The following is a 22,555-nucleotide window of genomic DNA, read 5'->3' as shown; positions in this document are numbered from 1 at the left end:
TTTTCGGCGGGCTATGCCTGCAGCCTTTTTGAGTGTTGATCCGTGAGTGATTTGAGTCATATCCGCAATTTCTCCATCATCGCCCACATTGACCATGGCAAGTCGACGCTGGCTGATCGATTCATCCAGATGTGCGGCGGCCTTGCCGAGCGCGAAATGGAAGCCCAGGTCCTGGACTCCATGGACCTTGAGCGTGAACGCGGGATCACCATCAAGGCCCACAGCGTCACCCTTTATTACACCGCTCGCGATGGCATCAAGTACCAGCTGAACTTCATTGACACCCCGGGCCACGTTGACTTCACCTACGAAGTCAGCCGGTCGCTGGCGGCCTGTGAAGGTGCATTGCTGGTGGTTGACGCCGGTCAGGGCGTGGAAGCGCAGTCGGTTGCCAACTGCTACACGGCCATCGAGCAGGGCCTGGAAGTCATGCCGGTCCTGAACAAGATCGACCTGCCACAGGCCGATCCGGACCGCGTGAAGGAAGAAATCGAAAAAATCATCGGCATCGACGCGACCGATGCGGTCGAGTGCTCGGCCAAGACCGGCCTGGGCGTCGTTGAAGTGCTGGAGCGCCTGGTCACCACCATTCCAGCGCCAACCGGCAACTACGAAGATCCGCTGCAAGCGTTGATCATCGACTCCTGGTTCGACAACTACCTGGGCGTTGTGTCCCTGGTACGCGTGCGCCACGGCCGTGTGAAGAAGGGCGACAAGATCCTGGTCAAGTCCACAGGCAAGATCCACCTGGTGGACAGCGTCGGTGTATTCAACCCGAAACACACCCCTACCGCGGACCTGAAGGCCGGCGAAGTGGGTTTCATCATCGCCAGCATCAAGGACATTCACGGTGCACCGGTCGGTGACACCCTGACCTTGAGCTCGACGCCTGATGTTGACGTGCTGCCAGGTTTCAAACGCATCCAGCCGCAGGTTTACGCCGGCCTGTTCCCGGTCAGCTCCGACGACTTCGAAGATTTCCGTGAAGCCCTGCAAAAGCTCACGCTGAACGACTCGTCACTGCAGTACACCCCGGAAAGCTCCGACGCACTGGGCTTCGGCTTCCGTTGCGGCTTCCTCGGCATGCTGCACATGGAAATCATCCAGGAGCGCCTGGAGCGCGAGTACGACCTGGACCTGATCACCACGGCGCCAACTGTAATTTTCGAGCTGTTGCTGAAGACCGGTGAAACGATTTACGTCGATAACCCGTCGAAGCTTCCGGACCTGTCCACGATCGAAGACATGCGCGAGCCGATCGTGCGGGCCAATATCCTTGTGCCTCAAGAGCACCTGGGCAACGTCATTACCCTGTGTATCGAAAAGCGTGGCGTACAGCACGACATGCTGTTCCTCGGCTCACAGGTCCAGGTGACCTACGATCTGCCGATGAACGAAGTGGTCCTGGACTTCTTCGACCGCCTGAAGTCCACCAGCCGTGGTTATGCTTCGCTGGATTACCATTTCGATCGTTATCAATCGGCTAGTCTTGTGAAACTGGACGTGCTGATCAACGGTGACAAGGTCGACGCCCTGGCGCTGATCGTGCATCGGGACAATGCGCACTACAAAGGTCGCCAGTTGACCGAGAAGATGAAAGAACTGATTCCGCGCCAGATGTTCGATGTCGCGATCCAGGCCGCCATTGGCGGGCAGATTGTGGCGCGTACAACCGTCAAGGCACTCAGAAAGAACGTATTGGCCAAATGCTACGGTGGTGACGTCAGCCGTAAGAAGAAGCTGCTGGAAAAGCAAAAGGCCGGTAAAAAACGCATGAAGCAGGTCGGTAACGTGGAAATTCCACAAGAAGCCTTCCTTGCAGTGCTCAGGTTGGATAGTTAGGTCCTATGTCACTAAATTTCCCGCTGTTGCTGGTCATCGCCGTGTTCGTCTGCGGCCTGTTGGCGTTGCTCGATCTGGTTTTCCTGGCGCCGCGTCGGCGTGCTGCCATTGCCTCCTATCAGGGCAGCGTCAGCCAGCCTGACGGGATGGTGGTCGAAAAGCTGAACAAAGAGCCGCTACTGGTCGAATACGGCAAGTCGTTCTTTCCGGTGTTGTTCATCGTGCTGGTGCTGCGTTCGTTCCTGGTGGAACCGTTCCAGATTCCTTCCGGCTCGATGAAGCCGACCCTGGACGTCGGCGACTTCATTCTGGTGAGCAAGTTTTCCTACGGGATCCGCTTGCCGGTGATCGACAAGAAAGTCATCGAAGTCGGTGATCCGCAGCGCGGCGACGTGATGGTGTTCCGCTACCCGAGCGATCCGAACGTCAACTACATCAAGCGTGTGGTCGGCCTGCCGGGTGACAAGATTCGCTATACCGCTGACAAGCACCTGTTCGTCAACGGCGAGTCGATCGCCGAGCAACTGGTCGGCTCCGAGCCGGGCACGTTGGGCAGCGCGGAGCTCTACAAGGAAAAACTCGGCGCCGCCGAGCACCTGATCCGCAAGGAAATGAGCCGCTACCGCGCAACGCCGGACCATACCTGGACCGTGCCTGCCGGGCACTACTTCATGATGGGCGACAACCGCGACAACTCGAACGACAGTCGCTATTGGGATGACCCGAACATTCCCAAGGATCTGCTGGGCATGGTTCCCGACAAGAATATCGTCGGCAAGGCCTTTGCAGTCTGGATGAGCTGGCCGGAACCCAAACTCAGTCACCTGCCGAATTTCTCGCGGGTTGGCCTGATCAAGTAATCACACACGGCGCTGTTGAACACAGCGCCGAATGCATTTCTGGAACCGGCACAATCGGCCCCGGACGCATGAAAACAATGATATTCAGGACGTAATTTTTGAACACAGCGTTAATTGTCCCAAGCCTGCGCCGCACCACGGCGATGGCGGTGGAATCCAGCCACGAACTCAGCGTGGGTAAACCGTGAGCGTCTCTTTAAGCCGTCTAGAGCGTCAGCTCGGCTACACCTTCAAGGATCAGGAACTGATGGTCCTGGCCCTGACTCACCGCAGCTTTGCCGGGCGCAACAACGAGCGCCTGGAATTCCTCGGTGATGCCATCCTCAACTTCGTTGCTGGCGAGGCGCTGTTCGATCGTTTCCCGCTGGCCCGCGAAGGCCAGCTGTCGCGTTTGCGCGCACGCCTGGTGAAAGGCGAGACCCTGGCCGTGCTGGCCCGTGGTTTCGACCTGGGCGAATACCTGCGCCTGGGCTCGGGTGAGTTGAAAAGCGGCGGTTTCCGTCGCGAGTCGATTCTGGCCGATGCCCTGGAAGCGCTGATCGGTGCGATCTACCTGGACGCTGGCATGGACATGGCGCGCGAGCGCGTGCTGGCCTGGCTGGCCGGTGAGTTCGAGGGCCTGACCCTGGTCGACACCAACAAAGATCCAAAAACCCGCCTGCAGGAATTCCTGCAGTCCCGTGGTTGTGAGCTGCCGCGTTACGAAGTGGTGGATATCCAGGGTGAGCCGCATTGCCGGACGTTCTTCGTCGAATGTGAAATCACCTTACTGAATGAAAAAAGCCGAGGTCAGGGTGTGAGCCGTCGTATTGCCGAACAGGTAGCGGCCGCCGCAGCGCTGATTGCCCTGGGTGTGGAGAATGGCAATGACTGATACAACCGCAACACGCTGTGGCTATGTTGCCATCGTCGGCCGTCCCAACGTGGGCAAGTCCACGTTGCTGAACCACATCCTCGGCCAGAAGCTCGCGATCACTTCGCGCAAGCCGCAGACCACCCGCCACAACATGCTGGGCATCAAGACCGAAGGCGCCGTCCAGGCGATCTACGTCGACACCCCGGGCATGCACAAGGGCGGCGAAAAGGCGCTGAACCGCTACATGAACAAGACCGCTTCGGCCGCGTTGAAAGACGTCGACGTAGTGATCTTCGTGGTTGACCGCACCAAGTGGACCGACGAAGACCAGATGGTCCTCGAGCGCGTGCAGTACGTGACCGGCCCGCTGATCGTGGCGTTGAACAAGACCGACCGCATTGAAGACAAAGCCGAGCTGATGCCGCACCTGACCTGGTTGCAGGAGCAGCTGCCGAATGCGCAGATCATGCCGATCTCGGCCCAGCACGGGCATAACCTCGAAGCGCTGGAGCGCGTGATTGCCGGTTACCTGCCGGAAAACGATCACTTCTTCCCGGAAGACCAGATCACCGACCGCAGCAGCCGCTTCCTCGCCGCCGAACTGGTGCGCGAGAAAATCATGCGCCAGATGGGCGCCGAGCTGCCGTACCAGATCACCGTGGAAATCGAAGAATTCAAGCAGCAGGGCAAGACCTTGCACATTCATGCCTTGATTCTCGTCGAGCGTGACGGCCAGAAAAAAATCATCATTGGCGACAAGGGCGAGCGCATCAAGCGTATCGGCACCGAGGCGCGCAAGGACATGGAGCTGTTGTTCGACTCCAAGATCATGCTGAACCTGTGGGTGAAAGTGAAAGGTGGCTGGTCGGACGACGAGCGTGCGTTGCGTTCGCTGGGTTACGGCGACTTGTAAAGCCGGTCGGCGCTGCACCGTAAAACCCTGTGGGAGCGAGCCTGCTCGCGATGACGGTTTGTCATTCAATATCGATGTTGAATGTGAGGGCCTCATCGCGAGCAGGCTCGCTCCCACATTGGTTTTGGGTTGTTTGTAAAACCGCGTTCCGTCATCGAGAGCTCCATGTCCCAACCCATCGGCCAACCCGCCTACGTCCTCCACTCCCGCGCCTACCGTGAAAACAGCGCGTTGGTGGATTTCCTCACGCCGCAAGGTCGGCTGCGGGCGGTGTTGCGCAGTGCGCGGGGCAAGGCCGGGACATTGGCTCGGCCGTTCGTGCCGCTGGAAGTCGAATTCCGTGGCCGGGGCGAGCTGAAAAATGTTGGCCGCATGGAAAGCGCGGGTGTTTCCACCTGGCTCATCGGCGAGGCTCTGTTCAGCGGGCTCTACCTCAATGAACTGCTGATTCGCCTGTTACCTTCCGAAGATCCGCACCCCGGCGTGTTCGATCACTACGCCGCGACCTTGCTCGCCCTGGCCGAAGGCCGTCCGCTGGAGCCGTTGCTGCGTTCTTTCGAATGGCGGCTGCTCGATGATCTCGGTTACGGCTTCGCCTTGAATGCCGACCTCCACGGCGAGCCCATTGCGCCGGACGGTCTGTACCGTCTGCAAGTGGATGCAGGGCTGGAACGGGTCTATCTGTTACAACCCGGTCTGTTCAACGGCACCGAGCTGCTGGCCATGGCCGAAGCCGACTGGACGGCGCCCGGCGCGCTGTCTGCTGCCAAGCGGTTGATGCGTCAGGCGCTGGCCGTTCATTTGGGCGGTCGTCCCCTGGTCAGCCGCGAGCTGTTTCGCAAGCCCTAGCGTCAACAGACCCTGTCTCCCCGTGTATGCTGTGCACCGAACTTTTCCCTCTTCAGGAGCGCTTCCGTGACCACCAGCAATCGCATTCTTCTCGGCGTGAACATCGACCATGTCGCCACCCTGCGCCAGGCCCGGGGCACTCGTTATCCCGATCCGGTCAAGGCTGCACTGGACGCGGAAGAGGCGGGCGCTGATGGCATCACCGTGCACCTGCGTGAAGACCGCCGGCACATCCAGGAGCGCGACGTGCTGGTGCTCAAGGACGTGCTGCAAACCCGCATGAATTTCGAAATGGGCGTCACCGAAGAGATGATGGCGTTTGCCGAGCGCATTCGCCCGGCTCACATTTGCCTGGTGCCGGAAACCCGCCAGGAGCTGACCACCGAAGGCGGTCTGGATGTCGCGGGGCAGGAAGCGCGGATCAAGGCCGCTGTGGATCGCCTGGCGAAAATCGGCTGTGAAGTGTCGTTGTTCATCGATGCGGACGAGCGTCAGATCGAAGCGTCCCGTCGTGTCGGTGCGCCGGCTATCGAGTTGCACACCGGGCGTTATGCCGATGCCGAGACGCCGACGGACGTGGCTGAAGAGCTCAAGCGTGTGGCCGATGGCGTGGCGTTCGGCCTTGCCCAGGGTCTCATCGTCAACGCCGGTCACGGTCTGCATTACCACAACGTCGAAGCCGTTGCCGCGATCAAAGGCATCAACGAATTGAACATCGGCCATGCGTTGGTGGCGCATGCGTTGTTCGTCGGGTTCAAGTCGGCGGTGTCGGAAATGAAGGCGCTGATTCTGGCTGCCGCAAAAGCCTAAGCCGGACACAAAACCAATGTAGGAGTGAGCCTGCTCGCGATAGCGGACTATCAGTCGACATATTCTTCGACTGTTACACCGCTATCGCGAGCAGGCTCACTCCCACATTGATCGTGGTGACTGTTAAAGCTGAGGCGCTTCCTGGCTCGGCTTGGTCTTGTCGATCCCCGGCACATGCAGATTGCCTTCGGCCACCTGATTGCCCTCGAGCTGAGGCTGCGTGACCCACGTCAGGATGTCGTAGTAGCGACGAATGTTTGCCACGAAATGCACCGGCTCGCCGCCACGGGCGTAGCCATAACGTGTCTTGCTGTACCACTTCTTCTCTGACAGGCGAGGCAGGATCTTCTTCACGTCCAGCCACTTGTCCGGGTTCAGCCCTTCTTTTGCCGCCAGTTTGCGCGCGTCATCCAGGTGGCCGCTGCCGACGTTGTAGGCCGCCAGCGCAAACCAGGTGCGATCCGGCTCCTGGATCGACTCGTCGAGCTGATCCTTCATGTACGCCAGGTACTTGGCGCCGCCCATGATGCTTTGTTTCGGGTCGAGCCGGTTGGACACACCCATGGCCTGCGCGGTGTTCTGGGTCAGCATCATCAGGCCGCGCACGCCGGTCTTGGAGGTGACGGCCGGCTGCCACAGGGATTCCTGATAACCAATCGCCGCCAGCAGACGCCAGTCGACCTGTTCTTTCTTGGCGTAGGCCTTGAAGTGCTGTTCGTATTTGGGCAGCCGTTGCTGCAAGTGCTGGGCGAAGGTGGTGGCGCCCATGTAGCCGAGCACATCGACATGGCCGTAATAGCGGTCTTTCAAGCGTTGCAGGGTGCCGTTCTTCTTCACCTTGTCGAGGTAGGCGTTGATCTCGTTGAGCAGGCTGTTGTCATCACCGGCGGCCACGGCCCAGCTCTGGTTGCTGGCGTCGCCGAGGTCGAAGGCGACCCGGATGTTGGTGAAGTACACCTGGTTCATCGCGACTTCGTTGGAGTCGACCAGCGTCAGGTCGATCTGGCCTTCATCGACCATGCGCAGCAGGTCGACGACTTCAACTGCGTCGGACTCTTCGTATTCAATGCCGGGGTACTTCTTTTTCAGCTCCGCCAACTGCCCGGCGTGGGTGCTGCCCTTGAGCACCATGATCTTCTTGCCGACCAGGTCACCCGCGTCAGTGGGCCGCGATTGGCCGTTGCGGTAGATGATCTGTGGCGTCACTTCCAGGTAGGAGTGGGAAAACCGCACCTGCTTCTTGCGGTCTTCGCTGCTGACCAGGCCCGCCGCCGCCAGTACCGGGCCGTTGGGTTTGCCCACCTGGCCGTATAGATCGTCGAGGTTGTCGGCGGTTTCGATCTTGAGTTCGACCCCCAGATCGTCGGCGAAGCGTTTCACCAGCTCGTATTCGAAGCCGGTTTCACCGTTGCGATCCTGAAAGTAGGTGGCGGGGCTGTTTCGGGTAACCACCCGCAGCACGCCATCCTCCTTTACGCGCTCCAGTGTGTTGGGTTTATCAACACAGCCACTGAGCACCAGGAAGAGTCCGGTTGCGATCAGCCATTTGGCGAACCGCGGACGCAAAGCCGTTGGGGAAAACATCTGCGCAGTATACGCAAAGGACCACGAGCGCCATATCTCGACAGCGAAGGGCGAGTCTGCTAGAGCGTGGAAAACCGCTCGCGGGCCCGCAGGAATGGGCTTTGGCCGTCATTTATGACAGTAAAAATAACCCCTGGCGCGCAGTGGATTAAGACTCAAATACCCGGCCCGACGTTCGGGCGGAGCCACGCGTACCGTTTCGGGTGATGTCGCGGGCGGTTTAGGCTAGAATGCACGGCCTCAAAGCACACCCCTTCCCGAGGCTGTCCCGAAGATGTTGATCCTGCGCGGCGCTCCTGCCCTTTCTGCCTTTCGCCACAGCAAACTCCTTGAGCAACTGAGCCAGAAGGTATCGGCTGTCAGCGGCTTGTATGCTGAATTCGCTCACTTCGCCGAAGTTAATGGCGTCCTGACTGGCGACGAACAGCAGGTGCTCGCGCGCCTTCTGAAGTACGGTCCAAGCGTTCCGGTTCAAGAACCGACCGGTCGTCTGTTCCTGGTGTTGCCGCGTTTCGGCACCATCTCGCCATGGTCCAGTAAAGCCAGCGACATCGCTCGCAACTGCGGCCTGACCAAGGTCCAGCGCCTGGAGCGCGGTATTGCGTTCTATGTGGCCGGCCAGTTCAGCGACGCCGAAGCGCAGCTGATCGCCGATGTGCTGCATGACCGCATGACCCAGATCGTCCTCGGCAACCTCGAGCAGGCCGCCGGCCTGTTCAGCCACGCCGAACCCAAGCCCCTGACCGCGATCGACGTGCTGGGTGGCGGCCGTGCCGCGCTGGAAAAAGCCAACACCGAGCTGGGCCTGGCCCTGGCCGAAGACGAGATCGACTACCTGGTCAACGCCTTCGTCGGCTTGAAGCGCAACCCGCACGACATCGAACTGATGATGTTCGCCCAAGCGAACTCCGAGCACTGCCGCCACAAGATCTTCAACGCCAGTTGGGACATCGACGGCCAGAGCCAGGAAAAAAGCCTGTTCGGCATGATCAAGAACACCTACGTGATGCACAGCGAAGGCGTTCTGTCGGCTTATAAGGACAACGCCTCGGTGATCGTCGGCAACGTCGCCGGCCGTTTCTTCCCGGACCCTGAAACCCGCCAGTACGGCGCGGTGCAGGAACCGGTGCACATCTTGATGAAAGTCGAGACGCACAACCACCCGACCGCGATTGCCCCGTTCCCGGGCGCTTCCACCGGTTCCGGTGGCGAGATCCGCGACGAAGGTGCAACCGGTCGCGGCGCCAAGCCAAAGGCTGGCCTGACCGGCTTCACCGTATCCAACCTGCAGATCCCGGGCTTCGAACAGCCGTGGGAAGTGCCGTACGGCAAGCCTGAACGCATCGTCACCGCGCTGGACATCATGATCGAAGGCCCACTCGGTGGCGCCGCGTTCAACAACGAATTCGGCCGTCCGGCCCTGACCGGTTATTTCCGTACCTTCGAACAGTCGATCACCACCCCGCGTGGCGACGAAGTTCGCGGCTACCACAAGCCGATCATGCTGGCGGGCGGCATGGGTAACATCCGTGCCGAACACGTACAGAAAGGCGAGATCACCGTCGGCTCCAAGCTGATCGTACTCGGCGGCCCGGCGATGCTGATCGGCCTGGGTGGCGGCGCGGCTTCCTCCATGGCCACCGGCACCAGCTCGGCGGACCTGGATTTCGCTTCCGTACAGCGCGAAAACCCGGAAATGGAACGTCGCTGCCAGGAAGTCATCGACCGTTGCTGGCAGTTGGGTGACAAGAACCCGATCAGCTTCATCCATGACGTCGGCGCGGGCGGTCTGTCCAACGCCTTCCCGGAACTGGTGAACGACGGCAACCGTGGCGGCCGCTTCGAACTGCGCAACATTCCAAACGACGAGCCGGGCATGGCCCCGCACGAAATCTGGAGTAACGAATCCCAGGAACGCTACGTTCTGGCGGTCGGCCCGGCGGACTTCGAACGCTTCCAGGCGATCTGCGAACGCGAGCGTTGCCCGTTTGCCGTGGTCGGCGAAGCCACTGCCGAGCCGCAACTGACTGTTACGGATAGCCACTTCGGCAACAGCCCGGTGGACATGCCGCTGGAAGTGCTGCTGGGCAAAGCCCCGCGCATGCACCGTTCCGCCGTTCGTGAAAACGAACTGGGCGACGATTTCGATCCGTCGACGCTGGACATTGCAGAGTGCGTCGAGCGCGTCCTGCATCACCCGGCCGTGGCCAGCAAAAGCTTCCTGATCACCATCGGCGACCGCACCATCACCGGCCTCGTGGCCCGTGACCAAATGGTTGGTCCGTGGCAGGTTCCGGTGGCTGACGTTGCCGTTACTGCCACCAGCTTCGACGTCTACACCGGTGAAGCCATGGCCATGGGCGAGCGTACCCCGCTGGCACTGCTGGACGCTCCGGCGTCGGGCCGCATGGCCATCGGCGAAACCCTGACCAACATCGCCGCGTCGCGCATCAACAAGATCTCCGACATCAAACTGTCGGCGAACTGGATGTCCGCCGCCGGTCACCCGGGCGAAGACGCGCGTCTTTACGACACCGTGAAAGCGGTCGGCATGGAGCTGTGCCCTGAGCTGGGCATCACCATTCCGGTGGGCAAGGACTCCATGTCCATGGCCACGCGCTGGAACGACAAGGGCGAAGACAAGACCGTCACCTCGCCGATGTCCCTGATCGTGACCGGTTTCGCGCCAGTGGCTGACATTCGTCAGACCCTGACCCCGGAACTGCGCATGAACAAGGGCACCACCGACCTGATCCTGATCGATCTGGGCCGCGGCCAGAACCGCATGGGCGCCTCGATCCTGGCCCAGGTTCACGGCAAGCTCGGTTCGCAAGCGCCGGACGTGGACGATTCCGAAGACCTCAAGGCCTTCTTCGCCGTGATCCAGGGTCTCAACGCCGACGGTCACCTGCTGGCGTACCACGACCGTTCCGACGGTGGTCTGCTGACCAGCGTGGTCGAAATGGCGTTCGCCGGTCACTGCGGCCTGAGCCTGAACCTCGACGGTCTGGCGGAAACGTCGGCCGACATCGCCGCGATCCTGTTCAACGAAGAACTGGGCGCCGTGATTCAGGTTCGCCAGGACGCGACCCCGGACATCCTCGCGCAGTTCAGCGCTGCTGGCCTGGGCGACTGCGTGTCGGTGATCGGTCAGCCGATGAACAATGGCCAGATCAACATCACCTTCAACGGCGAAACCGTGTTCGAAGGCCAGCGTCGTCTGCTGCAACGCCAGTGGGCTGAAACCAGCTACCAGATCCAGCGCCTGCGTGATAACGCCGACTGCGCCGAACAAGAGTTCGACGTGCTGCTGGAAGAAGACAACCCGGGCCTGAGCGTCAAGCTGAGCTTCGACGTCAACCAGGACGTTGCTGCGCCTTACATCAAGAAAAACATTCGCCCACAGGTTGCCGTACTGCGTGAGCAGGGCGTCAACGGTCAGGTGGAAATGGCGGCGGCGTTCGACCGTGCCGGTTTCAACGCGATCGACGTGCACATGAGCGACATTCTGGCCGGCCGTGTCGACCTGAACGAGTTCAAGGGCATGGTCGCTTGCGGCGGTTTCTCCTACGGCGACGTACTGGGGGCCGGTGAAGGCTGGGCCAAGTCCGCGCTGTTCAACAGCCGCGCTCGCGATGCGTTCCAGGGCTTCTTCGAACGTACCGACAGCTTCACCCTTGGTGTGTGCAACGGTTGCCAGATGATGTCCAACCTGCACGAGCTGATCCCGGGCAGCGAGTTCTGGCCGCACTTCGTGCGTAACCGTTCCGAGCAGTTCGAAGCCCGTGTGGCGATGGTTCAGGTTCAGGAGTCGAACTCGATCTTCCTGCAGGGCATGGCCGGTTCGCGCATGCCGATCGCCATCGCGCACGGCGAAGGTCATGCCGAGTTCTCCAGCGAAGAAGCGTTGCTGGAAGCCGATCTGTCGGGCTGCGTGGCGATGCGTTTCGTCGACAACCATGGCAAGGTCACCGAGAAGTACCCGGCCAACCCGAACGGTTCGCCGCGCGGGATTACCGGGCTGACCAGCCGTGACGGTCGCGTGACCATCATGATGCCGCACCCGGAGCGTGTGTTCCGCGCCGTGCAGAACTCGTGGCGCTCGGAAGACTGGAACGAAGACGCACCGTGGATGCGTATGTTCCGTAACGCTCGCGTTTGGGTTAACTAAGCGCCGTGTACAAGCTCAGCTTTTTTGTTCCGGCCAGCCATGTCGAGGTGGTCAAAAGCGCCGTATTCGCTGCCGGTGGCGGGCGAATCGGGGCGTATGACCACTGCGCGTGGCAGGTGCTCGGGTTGGGCCAGTTTCGACCTCTGGACGGCAGTCAGCCGTTCATTGGCGAAGCGGGGCAGGTCGAGCAGGTCGAGGAATGGAAAGTTGAGCTGGTAGTGGCGGATGAGTTGATCCGCTCGGTGGTGGTGGCGTTGAAAGACAGCCACCCCTACGAGACGCCGGCTTACGAGGTATGGCGGCTGGAGGATTTCTGATCTTTTTGCAGGCCAAAAAAAACCGCTGATTCGTCAGCGGTTTTTTTATGCCTGGCTGTTTTTTGTGTAGGAGCAGCCGGTCGACGCTCGATTGCTCGCGATGGACTCAATAGCGCCGCGTTAAACCAGTAAACACGCGTTATCGTTAACGACCATCGCGAGCAAGCTCGCTCCTACAACAGCAACAGCAGTCGGGTTTAAGCGGTGAAGGTTTTGCCTTCGAACTGCTCAGCCACGAATTTCCAGTTGACCAGGTTCCAGAACGCTTCGACGTACTTCGGACGAAGGTTGCGGTAGTCGATGTAGTAAGCGTGTTCCCAAACGTCGCAGGTCAGCAGCGGGGTGTCGCCGTTGGTCAGCGGGTTGCCGGCGCCGATGGTGCTGGCCAGGGCCAGGGAACCGTCAGCCTTTTTCACCAGCCAGCCCCAACCGGAACCGAAGGTGCCGATGGACGTCTTGCTGAACTCTTCCTTGAACTTGTCGAACGAACCGAAGGCTGCGTTGATGGCTTCAGCCAGCGCGCCGGTTGGTTGACCGCCGGCGTTTGGCGCCAGGCAGTTCCAGTAGAAAGTGTGGTTCCAGACTTGAGCGGCGTTGTTGAAGATACCGCCCGAGGAGGTCTTGACGATCTGCTCCAGGGTCTTGCCTTCGAACTCGGTGCCTGGCACCAGGTTGTTCAGGTTCACGACGTAGGTGTTGTGGTGCTTGTCGTGGTGGTATTCCAGCGTTTCCTTGGAAATGTGCGGCTGCAGGGCATCGTGTGCGTAGGGCAGCGGCGGCAATTCGAAAGCCATGATGATTCTCCTAATCAGGTCAGTTGCGGTGAGCGCAAGGCCGATCACGGGCGGCCAGACAAGCGCCGGGGAGTTTGTACTCTTTGCGGCGCATCGGACCGGATCATAGCACCGGGGGGACGGCATAACCACGCAACAACTGTGTGGAATAGAGGTTCCAGAGCCTTTTGGAATAATCAGGGCGTGACAATTAATTGAAAGGCCACAGTGAACATCATCACAGCCACCAGCAAATCGAGGATCCGCCAGGTACTTGGCCGGGCCAGCCATGGCGCCAGCCACGCAGCACCGAGCGCCAGGGTGAAAAACCACAGCAACGAGGCACTGGCCGCTCCGACCACGTAGGCGCCGGGTTCGGTCTGCTGCGCGCCGAGCGAGCCGATCAGCAAAACGGTATCCAGATAAACGTGCGGGTTGAGCAACGTCACGGCCAGGGCGCTGAGCATCACCGCGCGCAGGGAACGCACGGTCTGGTTTTCCCCCTGTTGCAGGCTTTGTTTCGAACAGGCCCGACGCAGCGCCTGACTGCCATACCAGATCAGGAAAATGGCGCCACCCCAACGGGCCACGGCCAACAGGGTCGGGTTTTGCGCCAACACCGTCGCCAGGCCGAACACACCGGCCGCGACCAGCAAGGCATCGCAGGTCACGCAGAGTGCGGCCACCGGCAGGTGATGTTCACGTCGCAGGCTCTGAGCGAGCACAAAGGCATTTTGGGTGCCGATCGCCATGATCAGTCCGGCGGCCACCAACAGGCCATTTACATAGCTTTGCCACATCAGTCGTTTACTCCGCGTTCGCTGCCAGGTCCCGCAGCACTTGAAGTGCGCGTTGGGCATCTGCTTGGCCGACGAACAAGTGGTCGTGGTAATAACCGGCGATCACATTGCAGCTGATGCCGGCCTTGCCCAACGCTGTGGCGAACGCAGCAGTCAGGCCGACGGCTTCGAGGGCCGAGTGCACGTTCAGGGTGATCCACGCGGCGACGTAATCGAAGGCGAAACCGGCCTGCTCGGCGTGGGAGCGTTCCAGAATCACCGTCAGGCCTTCCTGCTCGCGAAAGCTGCCGACGATCTCAAGGCCTGCCGGCAGCTTGCCGTCGCGCAGGGTGCAGAACACGTAGTCGCCCGGGTTGAGGTGCGGACTCATGCTGCGCAGGAGGGTTGCCAATGACGTTTCGCCAGCCATGTCGGTGTTCCTTGTTCAAAAGTGCTTGTCGAGCATTCTCCGCTGCTAACCTGTATAAGAAAAACCAATCATGCTGATCGCTCATTAGGAAAACTGATGTTCGACTATAAATTGCTGTCCGCCTTGGCCGCCGTGGTCGAGCAGGCCGGTTTCGAACGGGCCGCGCAGGTGCTGGGCTTGTCGCAATCGGCGATTTCCCAGCGCATCAAATTGCTCGAGGCGCGCGTCGGGCAACCGGTGCTGGTGCGGGTCACGCCACCGGCGCCGACCGAGATTGGCCGTCGGCTGCTCAATCATGTGCAACAGGTGCGTCTGCTCGAGCGCGATTTGCAAAGCCTGGTCCCGGCGCTCGACGAAGAGGGGCTGCCGGAACGACTGCGCATCGCGCTGAATGCCGACAGCCTCGCCACGTGGTGGGCAGAGGCCGTGGGCGCGTTCTGCGCGGAGCAACACCTGCTGCTGGATCTGGTGGTCGAGGACCAGACCGTCGGCCTCAAACGCATGCGCGCCGGTGAAGTGGCGGGGTGTCTTTGCGCCAGTGAGCGTCCGGTGGCCGGGGCGCGTAGCGTGCTGCTGGGCGCGATGCGCTATCGGGCGCTGGCCAGCCCGGCGTTTGTTGCCCGGCATTTTCCGGACGGAGTTCGCGCCGATCAATTGTCGAAAACCCCGGCACTGGTCTTCGGCCCGGACGATTTCCTGCAGCATCGCTACCTCGCGTCCCTCGGCGTGGATGGCGGTTTTGAACACCATTTATGCCCGTCGTCCGAAGGTTTCATCCGCCTCACGGAGGCGGGACTTGGCTGGGGCCTGGTGCCGGAATTGCAGGTGCGCGAACAACTGAAGAGCGGTGTATTGGTGGAGCTTTTGCCAGATAAGCCCATCGATGTGCCGCTGTACTGGCATCATTGGCGCAACGGCGGTCAATTGTTGGGGTTGCTGACCGACCAATTGGTGCGTTCGTCGAAGCAATGGCTGGTGCCGTTGGACTGACGGGCAGCGTCAAGACTCACGCATTACGCAAAACGAAAGACATCGGAGCACTACATGAAAATTCTGGTCACCGGCGCAAGCGGCTTCATTGGCGGGCGCTTTGCGCGTTTTGCCCTGGAGCAGGGCCTGGACGTGCGGGTCAATGGGCGCCGGGCCGAAAGCGTCGAGCACCTGGTGCGACGCGGTGCCGAGTTCATTGCCGGCGACTTGAGCGATCCGGAACTGGCGCGCGAGCTGTGCTCCGACGTCGAAGCCGTGGTGCATTGCGCCGGTGCGGTGGGCCTGTGGGGGCGTTATCAGGACTTCCATCAAGGCAACGTGCAGGTCACCGAAAACGTGGTCGAGGCGTGCCTGAAGCAGCGGGTTCGACGCCTGGTGCACTTGTCGTCGCCTTCGATCTACTTCGATGGCCGCGACCACCTCGGGTTGACCGAAGAACAGGTGCCCAAGCGCATCGGGCATCCCTACGCGGCGACCAAGTTGCTGGCGGAGCAAAAGGTCTTCGGCGCCCAGGAGTTCGGCCTCGAAACCCTGGCCCTGCGCCCGCGCTTCGTGACCGGCGCCGGTGACATGAGCATCTTCCCGCGACTGCTGAAGATGCAGCGCAAGGGTCGATTGGCCATTGTCGGCAACGGCCTCAACAAGGTCGATTTCACCAGCGTGCAAAACCTCAACGAAGCGTTGCTCAGCAGCTTGCTGGCCAGCGGTTCGGCGTTGGGCAAGGCCTACAACATCAGCAACGGCACCCCGATTCCGTTGTGGGACGTGGTCAATTACGTCATGCGCAAAATGGAAGTCCCACAGGTTAACCGCTATCGTTCCTACGGTTTGGCCTACAGCGTCGCGGCACTCAACGAGGGCGTGTGCAAGGTGTGGCCCGGTCGCCCGGAACCGACGCTGTCGCGGTTGGGCATGCAAGTCATGAACAAAAATTTCACCCTGGACATCAGCCGTGCCCGGCATTATCTGGATTACGATCCGAAGGTCAGTCTGTGGACGGCCCTCGATGAATTCTGTGGCTGGTGGAAGGCCCAGGATCTTCACTGACCGTGCGCCAGCCTGTCTGCCGACACTGAACCGAGTTCGGCGTTGAAGGTCAATCGGTGCGGCAGGGGAGGTTATACTGCGCCGCATCAAGCCATCACCGCGTTCCACAAAGGTTGACTCAATGTCCATGCGTAACGATGCCAACGACGACTTCGATGATGTACCGAGCCTGCGCGCTGACAGTCTCGACGACGATGATTTTGTGCCCACTGCCCGTACGTCCGTGCATTCGCGACCGGTGCCGGTCACCCAGGTCAAGGTCCCGAGCACCGGCCCGTTGTGGGCGCTGGTCGGCGCGTTGTTCTTTGCGTTCGCCGGCCTTGCCTGGTGGAGCTTCCAGCAGCTGTCGCTGATGGAACAACAACTGGTGGCGACCCAGGAAAGTTTTGCCCGGATCAGTGAGGAAGCGGCGGGGCGTTTGCAGGACATTTCCGGCAAAGTGGTCGCCAGCCAGACCAACGTCACCAGCGACAGCGAAGCGCTGAAGCTGCAAATCAAGCAGCTGGAAAGCAAGCTTCAGGATCAGAGCCAACAGCAACAAGGCGTTGCCGGCCAGACCTCCGAGCTGGACAAGCGTCTGGCGCAGATGACGGCGCAAACCACCGACCTGGACAAGCGCCTGGCGCAAGCTACCGCACAGAACACCGAGTACCAGACTGCCAATACGCAATTGCAGGCGCAGGTCAAAACCTTGAGCAGCGACCTGGCCGCGCTGAAAAGTGCACCGGCGGACACCAGCAAAGTCGATGCGGAGCTGAAAAGTCTCAACGCCGACATTGCCGCGCTGAAAAAACAAGGCAACCCGAGCGCCGCCGTCGAGCGTCTGGAACAAGACATGATTGTGCTGAAAAGCCAGCAGGACAATCGCCCGGCTCCCTCCCAAGGCGCCGCCAACACCGCCGAGTTCGACGCCTTCCGCGCCCAGGTCACGCGCAACGTCAACACGCTCCAGGCGCAGATCCAGAACCTGCAACAACAAATCCGCGCCCGGCAGTAACCAACAGACGGATACCCCGAAACCCCTGTAGCAGCTGGCGCAGGCTGCGCCAGCTGCTACAAGGTTGTGCGTTCCTTAATACTCGTGCATATCCCATAGCCGTCTACGCTCTTGAAACACCGATAAGAACGAGGGATGCGCAATGGGGGTTTTGCACAGGTTGGCTTTGTTGGGGGCGATGTTGATGTTGTGCGTGGGCCAGGCCCACGCCGCCGGAACGGAAAAAGAGGACAGCCAGGCCGCCAAAGCCTTGCTGGAAAAAGCCCTCGCGTACTACCACGACAATGGCGACAAGGCCTTTGCGGCATTCAGTCGTCAGGGCGAGTTTGTCGACAAGGATCGCTACGTGTTCGTGGTCGACACCAAGGGCGTGATGCTCGCCAGCGGCGGGCCGTCCTCGGCGCTGATCGGGCGCGATGTCACTGAAACCCTCGGCCCGGATTTGCAGAAGGCGTTCAAGGACGCGCTGAAAGTCCCTGAAGGCAATGGCATCCAGCAGGCGGAATATCGCTGGCAGAACTGGTCGGACGGCAAGGTCGAGCGCAAACACGTGTTCTATCAGCGCGTCGGGCAGCGGATCCTGGCAGTGGGTTACTACCTGCCACGGGCGTCGGCGGAGCAGGCCATGGCGTTGCTCAACAAAGCGGCGACCGACCTGGCCAAGGACGAGAAGGGCACGCTCACGGCGATCAATTCGCTCAAGGGCGGTTACTTGCAGGATGACTTGTATGTGTTCGTCGTCGACCTGAACACCCAGCGCTATGTCGCCCACGGCACCAACCTGCGGTTGATCAACACCGACTTCAGCAAGATCAAGGACCCGGAAGACAAACCGGTGGGCGAGCCGATTCTGGCGTTGATCGCCAAGCAGGATTACGGCGAATACGCCTACCGCTGGAAAAACCCGGTGACCGGCAAGGTCGAGGACAAACATGCCTACCTGAAAAAGGTCGGGCATTTTCTGGTGGCTGTGGGGTATTACAGCCCTTGAATGAGTGGGACCGAGTCGCGACCATCGCGAGCAGGCTCGCTCCCACATTTGATCTCTGTATTGCACAAAATCTGCGGTTACTGGAGATCCAATGTGGGAGCGAGCCTGCTCGCGATGGCAGGCGACTCGGTCCGTCTATCGAACCTTGTCTTCCCGCCCCCGCAACAACATGTTCGGCATCGCAATCGCCGCCGCCAACCCCAGCAATGACACCGCCGCGCTGACCATCAGCAAATGACGGAACGTCAGCAGCAGCTCGGCCCGCAGAGCGTTCTGCGCATCCCCAGGCGCCGCATTCAACCCGTCCAGCAGAACATTCCCGGAACTGCCCTCGGCAATCACCGACGAGCCGGCCAGGTGGGCGAAGCTGGAATCGTGCAACAGCGCCAGCAACAGCGCGGACATCAACGCTACACCGACGGCGCCGCCCAACGATCGGAACAGGTTGGTGGTGCTGGTGGCGACCCCGATGTCCCGTTGTTCGACCGAGTTCTGCGTCCCGACCAGTGAGGTGGGAAACTGCATGCCCGACGCAATACCGCACAGCAACATGAACACGCTGCTCAGCAGCAGCGCGTGGGGCGGGCTGAAGGCCATGCCGAGAATCGCGAGCGGCATGAGCATGGCACCGCCCAGGATCATCGGTTTATAGCGCCCGGTCACCGAGGTCCGGCGGCCAGCGAAATACGCGCCAATCGGCAAGCCCATGGCCAGCGGCAACAGGTGCAGGGCGGCACTGTCGGCCCCGGCGCCGGTGACGCTCTGGAAGCGCAGCGGCATCACCACGATCAACGAAATCGCCTGGAAGCTGGTGAAGAAAATCGTGCACCAGCACAGGATCGCATTGCGGTTGGCGAACAGGTGCATCGGCAACAATGGTTCCCGAGCGCGGCGCTCGTGCCAGACGAACAACGCCAGTATCACCACCGCGCCGGCGAACAAACCCAACACCTGGACACTGCGCCACGAATGGCCCTGACCAAGTTGGGTGATGGCCAGCAGTAACGCGGTCAAGCCGATGATCATCAACAGAGTGCCGAGGTAATCGATGACCGGTTTGCGCTGCGGGATCGGCAGCCCCACCAACGTGCGATTGGCCACCCACCACGCGCCAAGGCCCAGCGGCAGGTTGATCAGGAACACCCAGCGCCAGGACAGGTATTCGGTCATGTAACCGCCGAGCACGGGGCCGGCCACGCTGGCCACCGCGTACATGCTGCTGAAGTAACCCTGATAACGGCCGCGTTCGCGGGGCGGCACGATGTCGCCGATGATCGCCTGGCTGACCGAAATCATCCCGCCGGCACCAATGCCCTGGAAAATCCGCGCCAGCACCAGTTGCTCCATGCTCTGGGCCATGCCGCAGAACACCGAAGCCAGCGTGAACAACCCCATGCCGAACAGCATCAATTTGCGGCGCCCGTACAGATCGCCAAGTTTGCCGTAGATCGGCACCGCCACCGTCATCGCCACCATGTAGCCGGAAATCACCCAGGCCAACAGGCTGACGTCCTTGAATTGCGCGGAAATGGCCGGCATCGATACGGCGACGATGGTCTGGTCCAGCGCCCCGAGGAAAATCGCCAGCATCAGCGCGATCAGCACGCTGCGAATGGCTGGTTTAGGCGTTTCGGGCTGCTTGAGATTGGTCACGGGTAAAACCTGCGGGCAGTGATTAACCCGCAAGAAACCAGTCGAGCGGGGATGCCCGCCAGTGTAAGTCGATAGCAGGCTATTCGATAGCCTCGTACGGAAGACCGACGTAATTTTCGGCAATGGTTTTTCGACCCGCCTCGGAGTCGACGAAGTAGGTCAGTTCAGATTCGGCGATGCGTTGACTGAAGGCATCGTGATCGTCGAAGCGGTGCAGCATCGAGGTCATCCACCAGGAGAATCGCTCGGCTTTCCACACCCGGCGCAGACAGACCTCGGAGTACTTCTCCAGCAGCTCGACACGCCCTTCGTGGTAGACCTTGAGCAGAATGTTGAACAGCGTGCTGACATCGCTGGCCGCCAGGTTCAGGCCTTTTGCGCCCGTCGGCGGAACGATGTGCGCGGCGTCACCGACCAGGAACATCCGTCCGTACTGCATCGGTTCAACCACGAAACTGCGCAGCGGTGCGATGCTTTTTTCGATGGACGGCCCGGTCACCAGCGACTCGGCCAAGGCCAACGGCAGGCGGGATTTGAGCTCATCCCAGAAGCGCTGATCGGACCAGTTATCCACATGCTCATCGGCCGGGACCTGGAGGTAATAACGCGTGCGCGTCGACGAACGCATGCTGCACAGGGCAAAGCCGCGTTCATGGCGGGCGTAGACCAGCTCGTCATGCACCGGCGGTGTGTCGGCGAGGATGCCCAGCCAACCGAACGGGTAGACCCGCTCGAACACCTTCAGGCTGTCAGCCGGAATCGATTGCCGCGCCACGCCATGGAAGCCGTCGCAACCGGCGATGTAGTCGCAATCGAGCCGATACGTCTCACCGTCCTTGTCGAAGGTGACAAACGTTTCATCGGTTTTCATGCCGTGGGGCACGACGTTGCTCGCCTGGTAAATCGTTTGTGCGCCGGCGACCTGACGAGCGGCCATCAGGTCGCGGGTGACCTCGGTCTGCCCGTAGATCATCACGGTTTTGCCGCCGGTCAGGGCCTGTAAATCGATGTGCACCTGACGTCCGTCGAGGGCCAGTTCGAAGCCGCCATGAACCAGCCCTTCGGCGTCCATGCGCTGACCCACACCGGCCTGGCGCAGCAGCTCTACCATGCCTTGTTCGAGGACCCCGGCACGGATCCGGCCGAGCACATAATCCGGGGTCTGGCGTTCGAGGATGAGGGTGTCGATGCCGGCGTTGTGAAGCAATTGGCCGAGCAGCAGGCCGGAAGGGCCAGCACCGATAATGGCAACTTGGGTTTTCAGCGTTTTCATTGTTTTTATGACTCGCAAGCTTCACGCGACCAGGGTCGGTGAATGATTTTTATGGATCGAGTGCTTGCATTTTTCACTTGCGGGTCGGTCAATTGAAGGTGAAAACTGAGCCGATACCTGTACATTCTGCCAATCGGTGCGATTATCGCCCGTTACCACTCCGAGGCCTGGATTGAAGTGATGAACAAGCCTGCCCTGCCTTCGATTCCAGTGTTCAAGCTCTACGGTGAAAGCCTGGACTGGCCAACCCCGGACTTGCTGCACTGTGAAACCATTTCCAAACGCAGCCGCGAACATCAATGGGAAATCAAACCCCATCGCCACGCCGATTTGTGTCAGCTGCTCTTCGTATTCAAAGGTCAGGCAGAGCTTGAAATCGAAGGCAAACGTGCGCAATTGAGCGAGCCGGCGATCCTGGTCTTGCCGCCGTTATCGGTGCATGGCTATCGTTTTTCCGAAGATGTCGAAGGGTTTGTGGTCACCCTGGCCGCGCCGCTGGTCACGCACCTTCAAGCGCAATTGGGTAACTCGGTGAATGCCCTGGCCCAGGCTGAAAGTTACCCGGCGGGCGCGGATGGCGAGTACCTCAACAGTCTGTTTTCGGCACTGCAAAACGAATACACCGGCCACCAGCCCGCGCGGGAAATGCTAATGCATTCGCTGGTCAGCGTGATCATGGTGTGGGTCAGCCGCCAGGCGCTTCAGCGCCGCTCGGCCACGCAACGTCCGCAGCGTGCCCGGGAATACCTCAACGGGTTTATTCAACTGGTGGAAGAAACCTATCGCCAGCACGTCAAGGTCGAGGACCTGGCCCATCGCCTGGGCATTTCCGTGTCTCACCTTAACGGCACGTGCCGTGAACTGGCCGGACAGCCGGCGTTGCAGATCATGCACGAACGGCAATTGCTGGAGGCCAAGCGTTTGCTGACCTATACCAGCATGACCATTTACGAAATGTCCGACGTGTTGGGGTTCTCGGATCCGACCAACTTCACACGTCTTTTCCGACGTCGGGTGGGGATCTCGCCCAAGGCTTTCCGCGACCGCTTGAAGGCCGATCAGGACAACGAGGCCTGACCGCCTGCCTTACCGGAGGGCGTTGAGGGTCGCGTTGTGAGGGATGCAGCGCTCGAAATTGCAGCTCGCGTAGTCACGGGGCAGGTTGCGCAGCTGTTCGACGCGCCAGGCTGCAACGCCATACAACCCGAGCGTGACCGCACAGGTGACGAAAATCGCGAGGTATCTTCTTGTTTTGATGTTCATGGCGTTGACCTCTGAACGAATACCCTTCGGTACTTCTATCAGCATAGGTCAGCGTGGGTGAGTTGCCAGTCATCCTTCAGTACACAAAGCCCCCTGTAGGAGTGAGCCTGCTCGCGATAGCGGTGGGTCATTCAACATTGATGTCGACTGACCCACC

General features: G+C 60.5%; 20 protein-coding genes. 13 read left to right on the top strand and 7 right to left on the bottom strand.

All coding sequences use genetic code 11. The annotated features are described in order from the left end of the window. Positions 1-42 precede the first annotated feature (42 nt). From lepA to pdxJ, 6 genes are all read left to right on the top strand, one after another. Entirely contained in the window at positions 43-1,842 is a 1,800-nt protein-coding gene (gene lepA / locus EJA72_RS21820) for a translation elongation factor 4 (protein ID WP_178129523.1), read from the top strand. A 5-nt stretch (positions 1,843-1,847) separates the two neighbouring features. Next, complete coding sequence (lepB, locus tag EJA72_RS21815; RefSeq protein ID WP_157713524.1) at positions 1,848-2,702, top strand: signal peptidase I; 855 nt, start codon at positions 1,848-1,850, stop codon at positions 2,700-2,702. Between the two features lie 184 nt (positions 2,703-2,886). Next, complete coding sequence (gene rnc, locus EJA72_RS21810; protein ID WP_010463056.1) at positions 2,887-3,576, top strand: ribonuclease III; 690 nt, start codon at positions 2,887-2,889, stop codon at positions 3,574-3,576. After that, on the top strand, positions 3,569-4,471 hold the full coding sequence (gene era, locus EJA72_RS21805; protein ID WP_157713514.1) for a GTPase Era: 903 nt from the start codon (positions 3,569-3,571) through the stop codon (positions 4,469-4,471). The genes rnc and era overlap by 8 nt, the downstream gene beginning before the upstream one ends. 165 nt (positions 4,472-4,636) lie before the next feature. Next, positions 4,637-5,320 carry a DNA repair protein RecO gene (gene recO, locus EJA72_RS21800; RefSeq protein WP_157713510.1) on the top strand — a complete coding sequence of 228 codons (684 nt, stop codon included), beginning with the start codon at positions 4,637-4,639 and terminating at the stop codon, positions 5,318-5,320. 66 nt (positions 5,321-5,386) lie between these two features. Beyond that, a complete protein-coding gene (gene pdxJ / locus EJA72_RS21795) occupies positions 5,387-6,130 on the top strand; it encodes a pyridoxine 5'-phosphate synthase (RefSeq protein ID WP_084323043.1) in 744 nt (247 codons plus the stop codon). A gap of 123 nt (positions 6,131-6,253) precedes the next feature. Here the strand turns inward: pdxJ and mltF are convergent, their stop codons facing one another. Beyond that, complete coding sequence (gene mltF, locus EJA72_RS21790; protein ID WP_157713504.1) at positions 6,254-7,714, bottom strand: membrane-bound lytic murein transglycosylase MltF; 1,461 nt, start codon at positions 7,712-7,714, stop codon at positions 6,254-6,256. A gap of 274 nt (positions 7,715-7,988) precedes the next feature. On the opposite strand from mltF, the gene purL reads away from it, so the two are divergent. Beyond that, positions 7,989-11,885, top strand: a complete 3,897-nt coding sequence (purL, locus tag EJA72_RS21785) for a phosphoribosylformylglycinamidine synthase (RefSeq protein ID WP_157713502.1) — start codon at positions 7,989-7,991, stop codon at positions 11,883-11,885. A 5-nt stretch (positions 11,886-11,890) separates the two neighbouring features. Next, on the top strand, positions 11,891-12,202 hold the full coding sequence (locus tag EJA72_RS21780) for a YqfO family protein (RefSeq protein WP_178129522.1): 312 nt from the start codon (positions 11,891-11,893) through the stop codon (positions 12,200-12,202). A 197-nt stretch (positions 12,203-12,399) separates the two neighbouring features. Here the strand turns inward: EJA72_RS21780 and EJA72_RS21775 are convergent, their stop codons facing one another. The 3 genes from EJA72_RS21775 to EJA72_RS21765 all read right to left on the bottom strand — a co-directional run bounded on the left by EJA72_RS21775 (position 12,400) and on the right by EJA72_RS21765 (position 14,184). After that, positions 12,400-12,996 (bottom strand): superoxide dismutase, encoded by a 597-nt coding sequence (locus tag EJA72_RS21775; protein WP_157713500.1) that lies wholly within the window; start codon positions 12,994-12,996, stop codon positions 12,400-12,402. Between the two features lie 176 nt (positions 12,997-13,172). Further along, complete coding sequence (locus EJA72_RS21770; RefSeq protein WP_157713498.1) at positions 13,173-13,775, bottom strand: LysE/ArgO family amino acid transporter; 603 nt, start codon at positions 13,773-13,775, stop codon at positions 13,173-13,175. Positions 13,776-13,782: 7 nt separating this feature from the next. Further along, positions 13,783-14,184 carry an ACT domain-containing protein gene (locus EJA72_RS21765; RefSeq protein WP_157713496.1) on the bottom strand — a complete coding sequence of 134 codons (402 nt, stop codon included), beginning with the start codon at positions 14,182-14,184 and terminating at the stop codon, positions 13,783-13,785. A 96-nt stretch (positions 14,185-14,280) separates the two neighbouring features. Between EJA72_RS21765 and EJA72_RS21760 the strand changes: the two genes are divergently transcribed. The 4 genes from EJA72_RS21760 (at position 14,281) to EJA72_RS21745 (ending at position 18,209) form a co-directional block, all read left to right on the top strand. After that, positions 14,281-15,174 carry a LysR family transcriptional regulator ArgP gene (locus EJA72_RS21760; RefSeq protein ID WP_157713494.1) on the top strand — a complete coding sequence of 298 codons (894 nt, stop codon included), beginning with the start codon at positions 14,281-14,283 and terminating at the stop codon, positions 15,172-15,174. 54 nt (positions 15,175-15,228) lie between these two features. Further along, complete coding sequence (locus EJA72_RS21755) at positions 15,229-16,221, top strand: NAD(P)-dependent oxidoreductase (RefSeq protein ID WP_157713492.1); 993 nt, start codon at positions 15,229-15,231, stop codon at positions 16,219-16,221. Positions 16,222-16,342: 121 nt separating this feature from the next. Next, a complete protein-coding gene (locus EJA72_RS21750; RefSeq protein WP_157713490.1) occupies positions 16,343-17,218 on the top strand; it encodes an ATPase in 876 nt (291 codons plus the stop codon). A gap of 142 nt (positions 17,219-17,360) precedes the next feature. Next, positions 17,361-18,209 carry a cache domain-containing protein gene (locus EJA72_RS21745; RefSeq protein WP_157713488.1) on the top strand — a complete coding sequence of 283 codons (849 nt, stop codon included), beginning with the start codon at positions 17,361-17,363 and terminating at the stop codon, positions 18,207-18,209. 135 nt (positions 18,210-18,344) lie between these two features. On the opposite strand, the gene EJA72_RS21740 is transcribed toward EJA72_RS21745, so the two are convergent. After that, positions 18,345-19,862: an MDR family MFS transporter gene (locus EJA72_RS21740; protein ID WP_178129521.1), complete on the bottom strand. Its 1,518-nt coding sequence runs from the start codon at positions 19,860-19,862 to the stop codon at positions 18,345-18,347. A 79-nt stretch (positions 19,863-19,941) separates the two neighbouring features. Then, the gene (pobA, locus tag EJA72_RS21735; protein WP_157713484.1) at positions 19,942-21,135 is read right to left on the bottom strand and encodes a 4-hydroxybenzoate 3-monooxygenase; all 1,194 of its coding nucleotides are present in this window, start codon (positions 21,133-21,135) and stop codon (positions 19,942-19,944) included. A 180-nt stretch (positions 21,136-21,315) separates the two neighbouring features. On the opposite strand from pobA, the gene EJA72_RS21730 reads away from it, so the two are divergent. Further along, complete coding sequence (locus tag EJA72_RS21730; protein WP_157713483.1) at positions 21,316-22,212, top strand: helix-turn-helix domain-containing protein; 897 nt, start codon at positions 21,316-21,318, stop codon at positions 22,210-22,212. Positions 22,213-22,221: 9 nt separating this feature from the next. Here EJA72_RS21730 and EJA72_RS28995 read toward each other — a convergent pair whose 3' ends face one another. Continuing rightward, on the bottom strand, positions 22,222-22,398 hold the full coding sequence (locus tag EJA72_RS28995) for a hypothetical protein (RefSeq protein ID WP_178129520.1): 177 nt from the start codon (positions 22,396-22,398) through the stop codon (positions 22,222-22,224). Positions 22,399-22,555 lie beyond the last annotated feature (157 nt).

Origin of the sequence: Pseudomonas sp. PB120 (genome assembly GCF_009761815.1) — a bacterium.
Lineage (GTDB): Bacteria > Pseudomonadota > Gammaproteobacteria > Pseudomonadales > Pseudomonadaceae > Aquipseudomonas.
The sequence above is the reverse complement of the archived record's forward strand: the minus strand, read 5'-3'. Positions and strand labels throughout refer to the sequence as shown.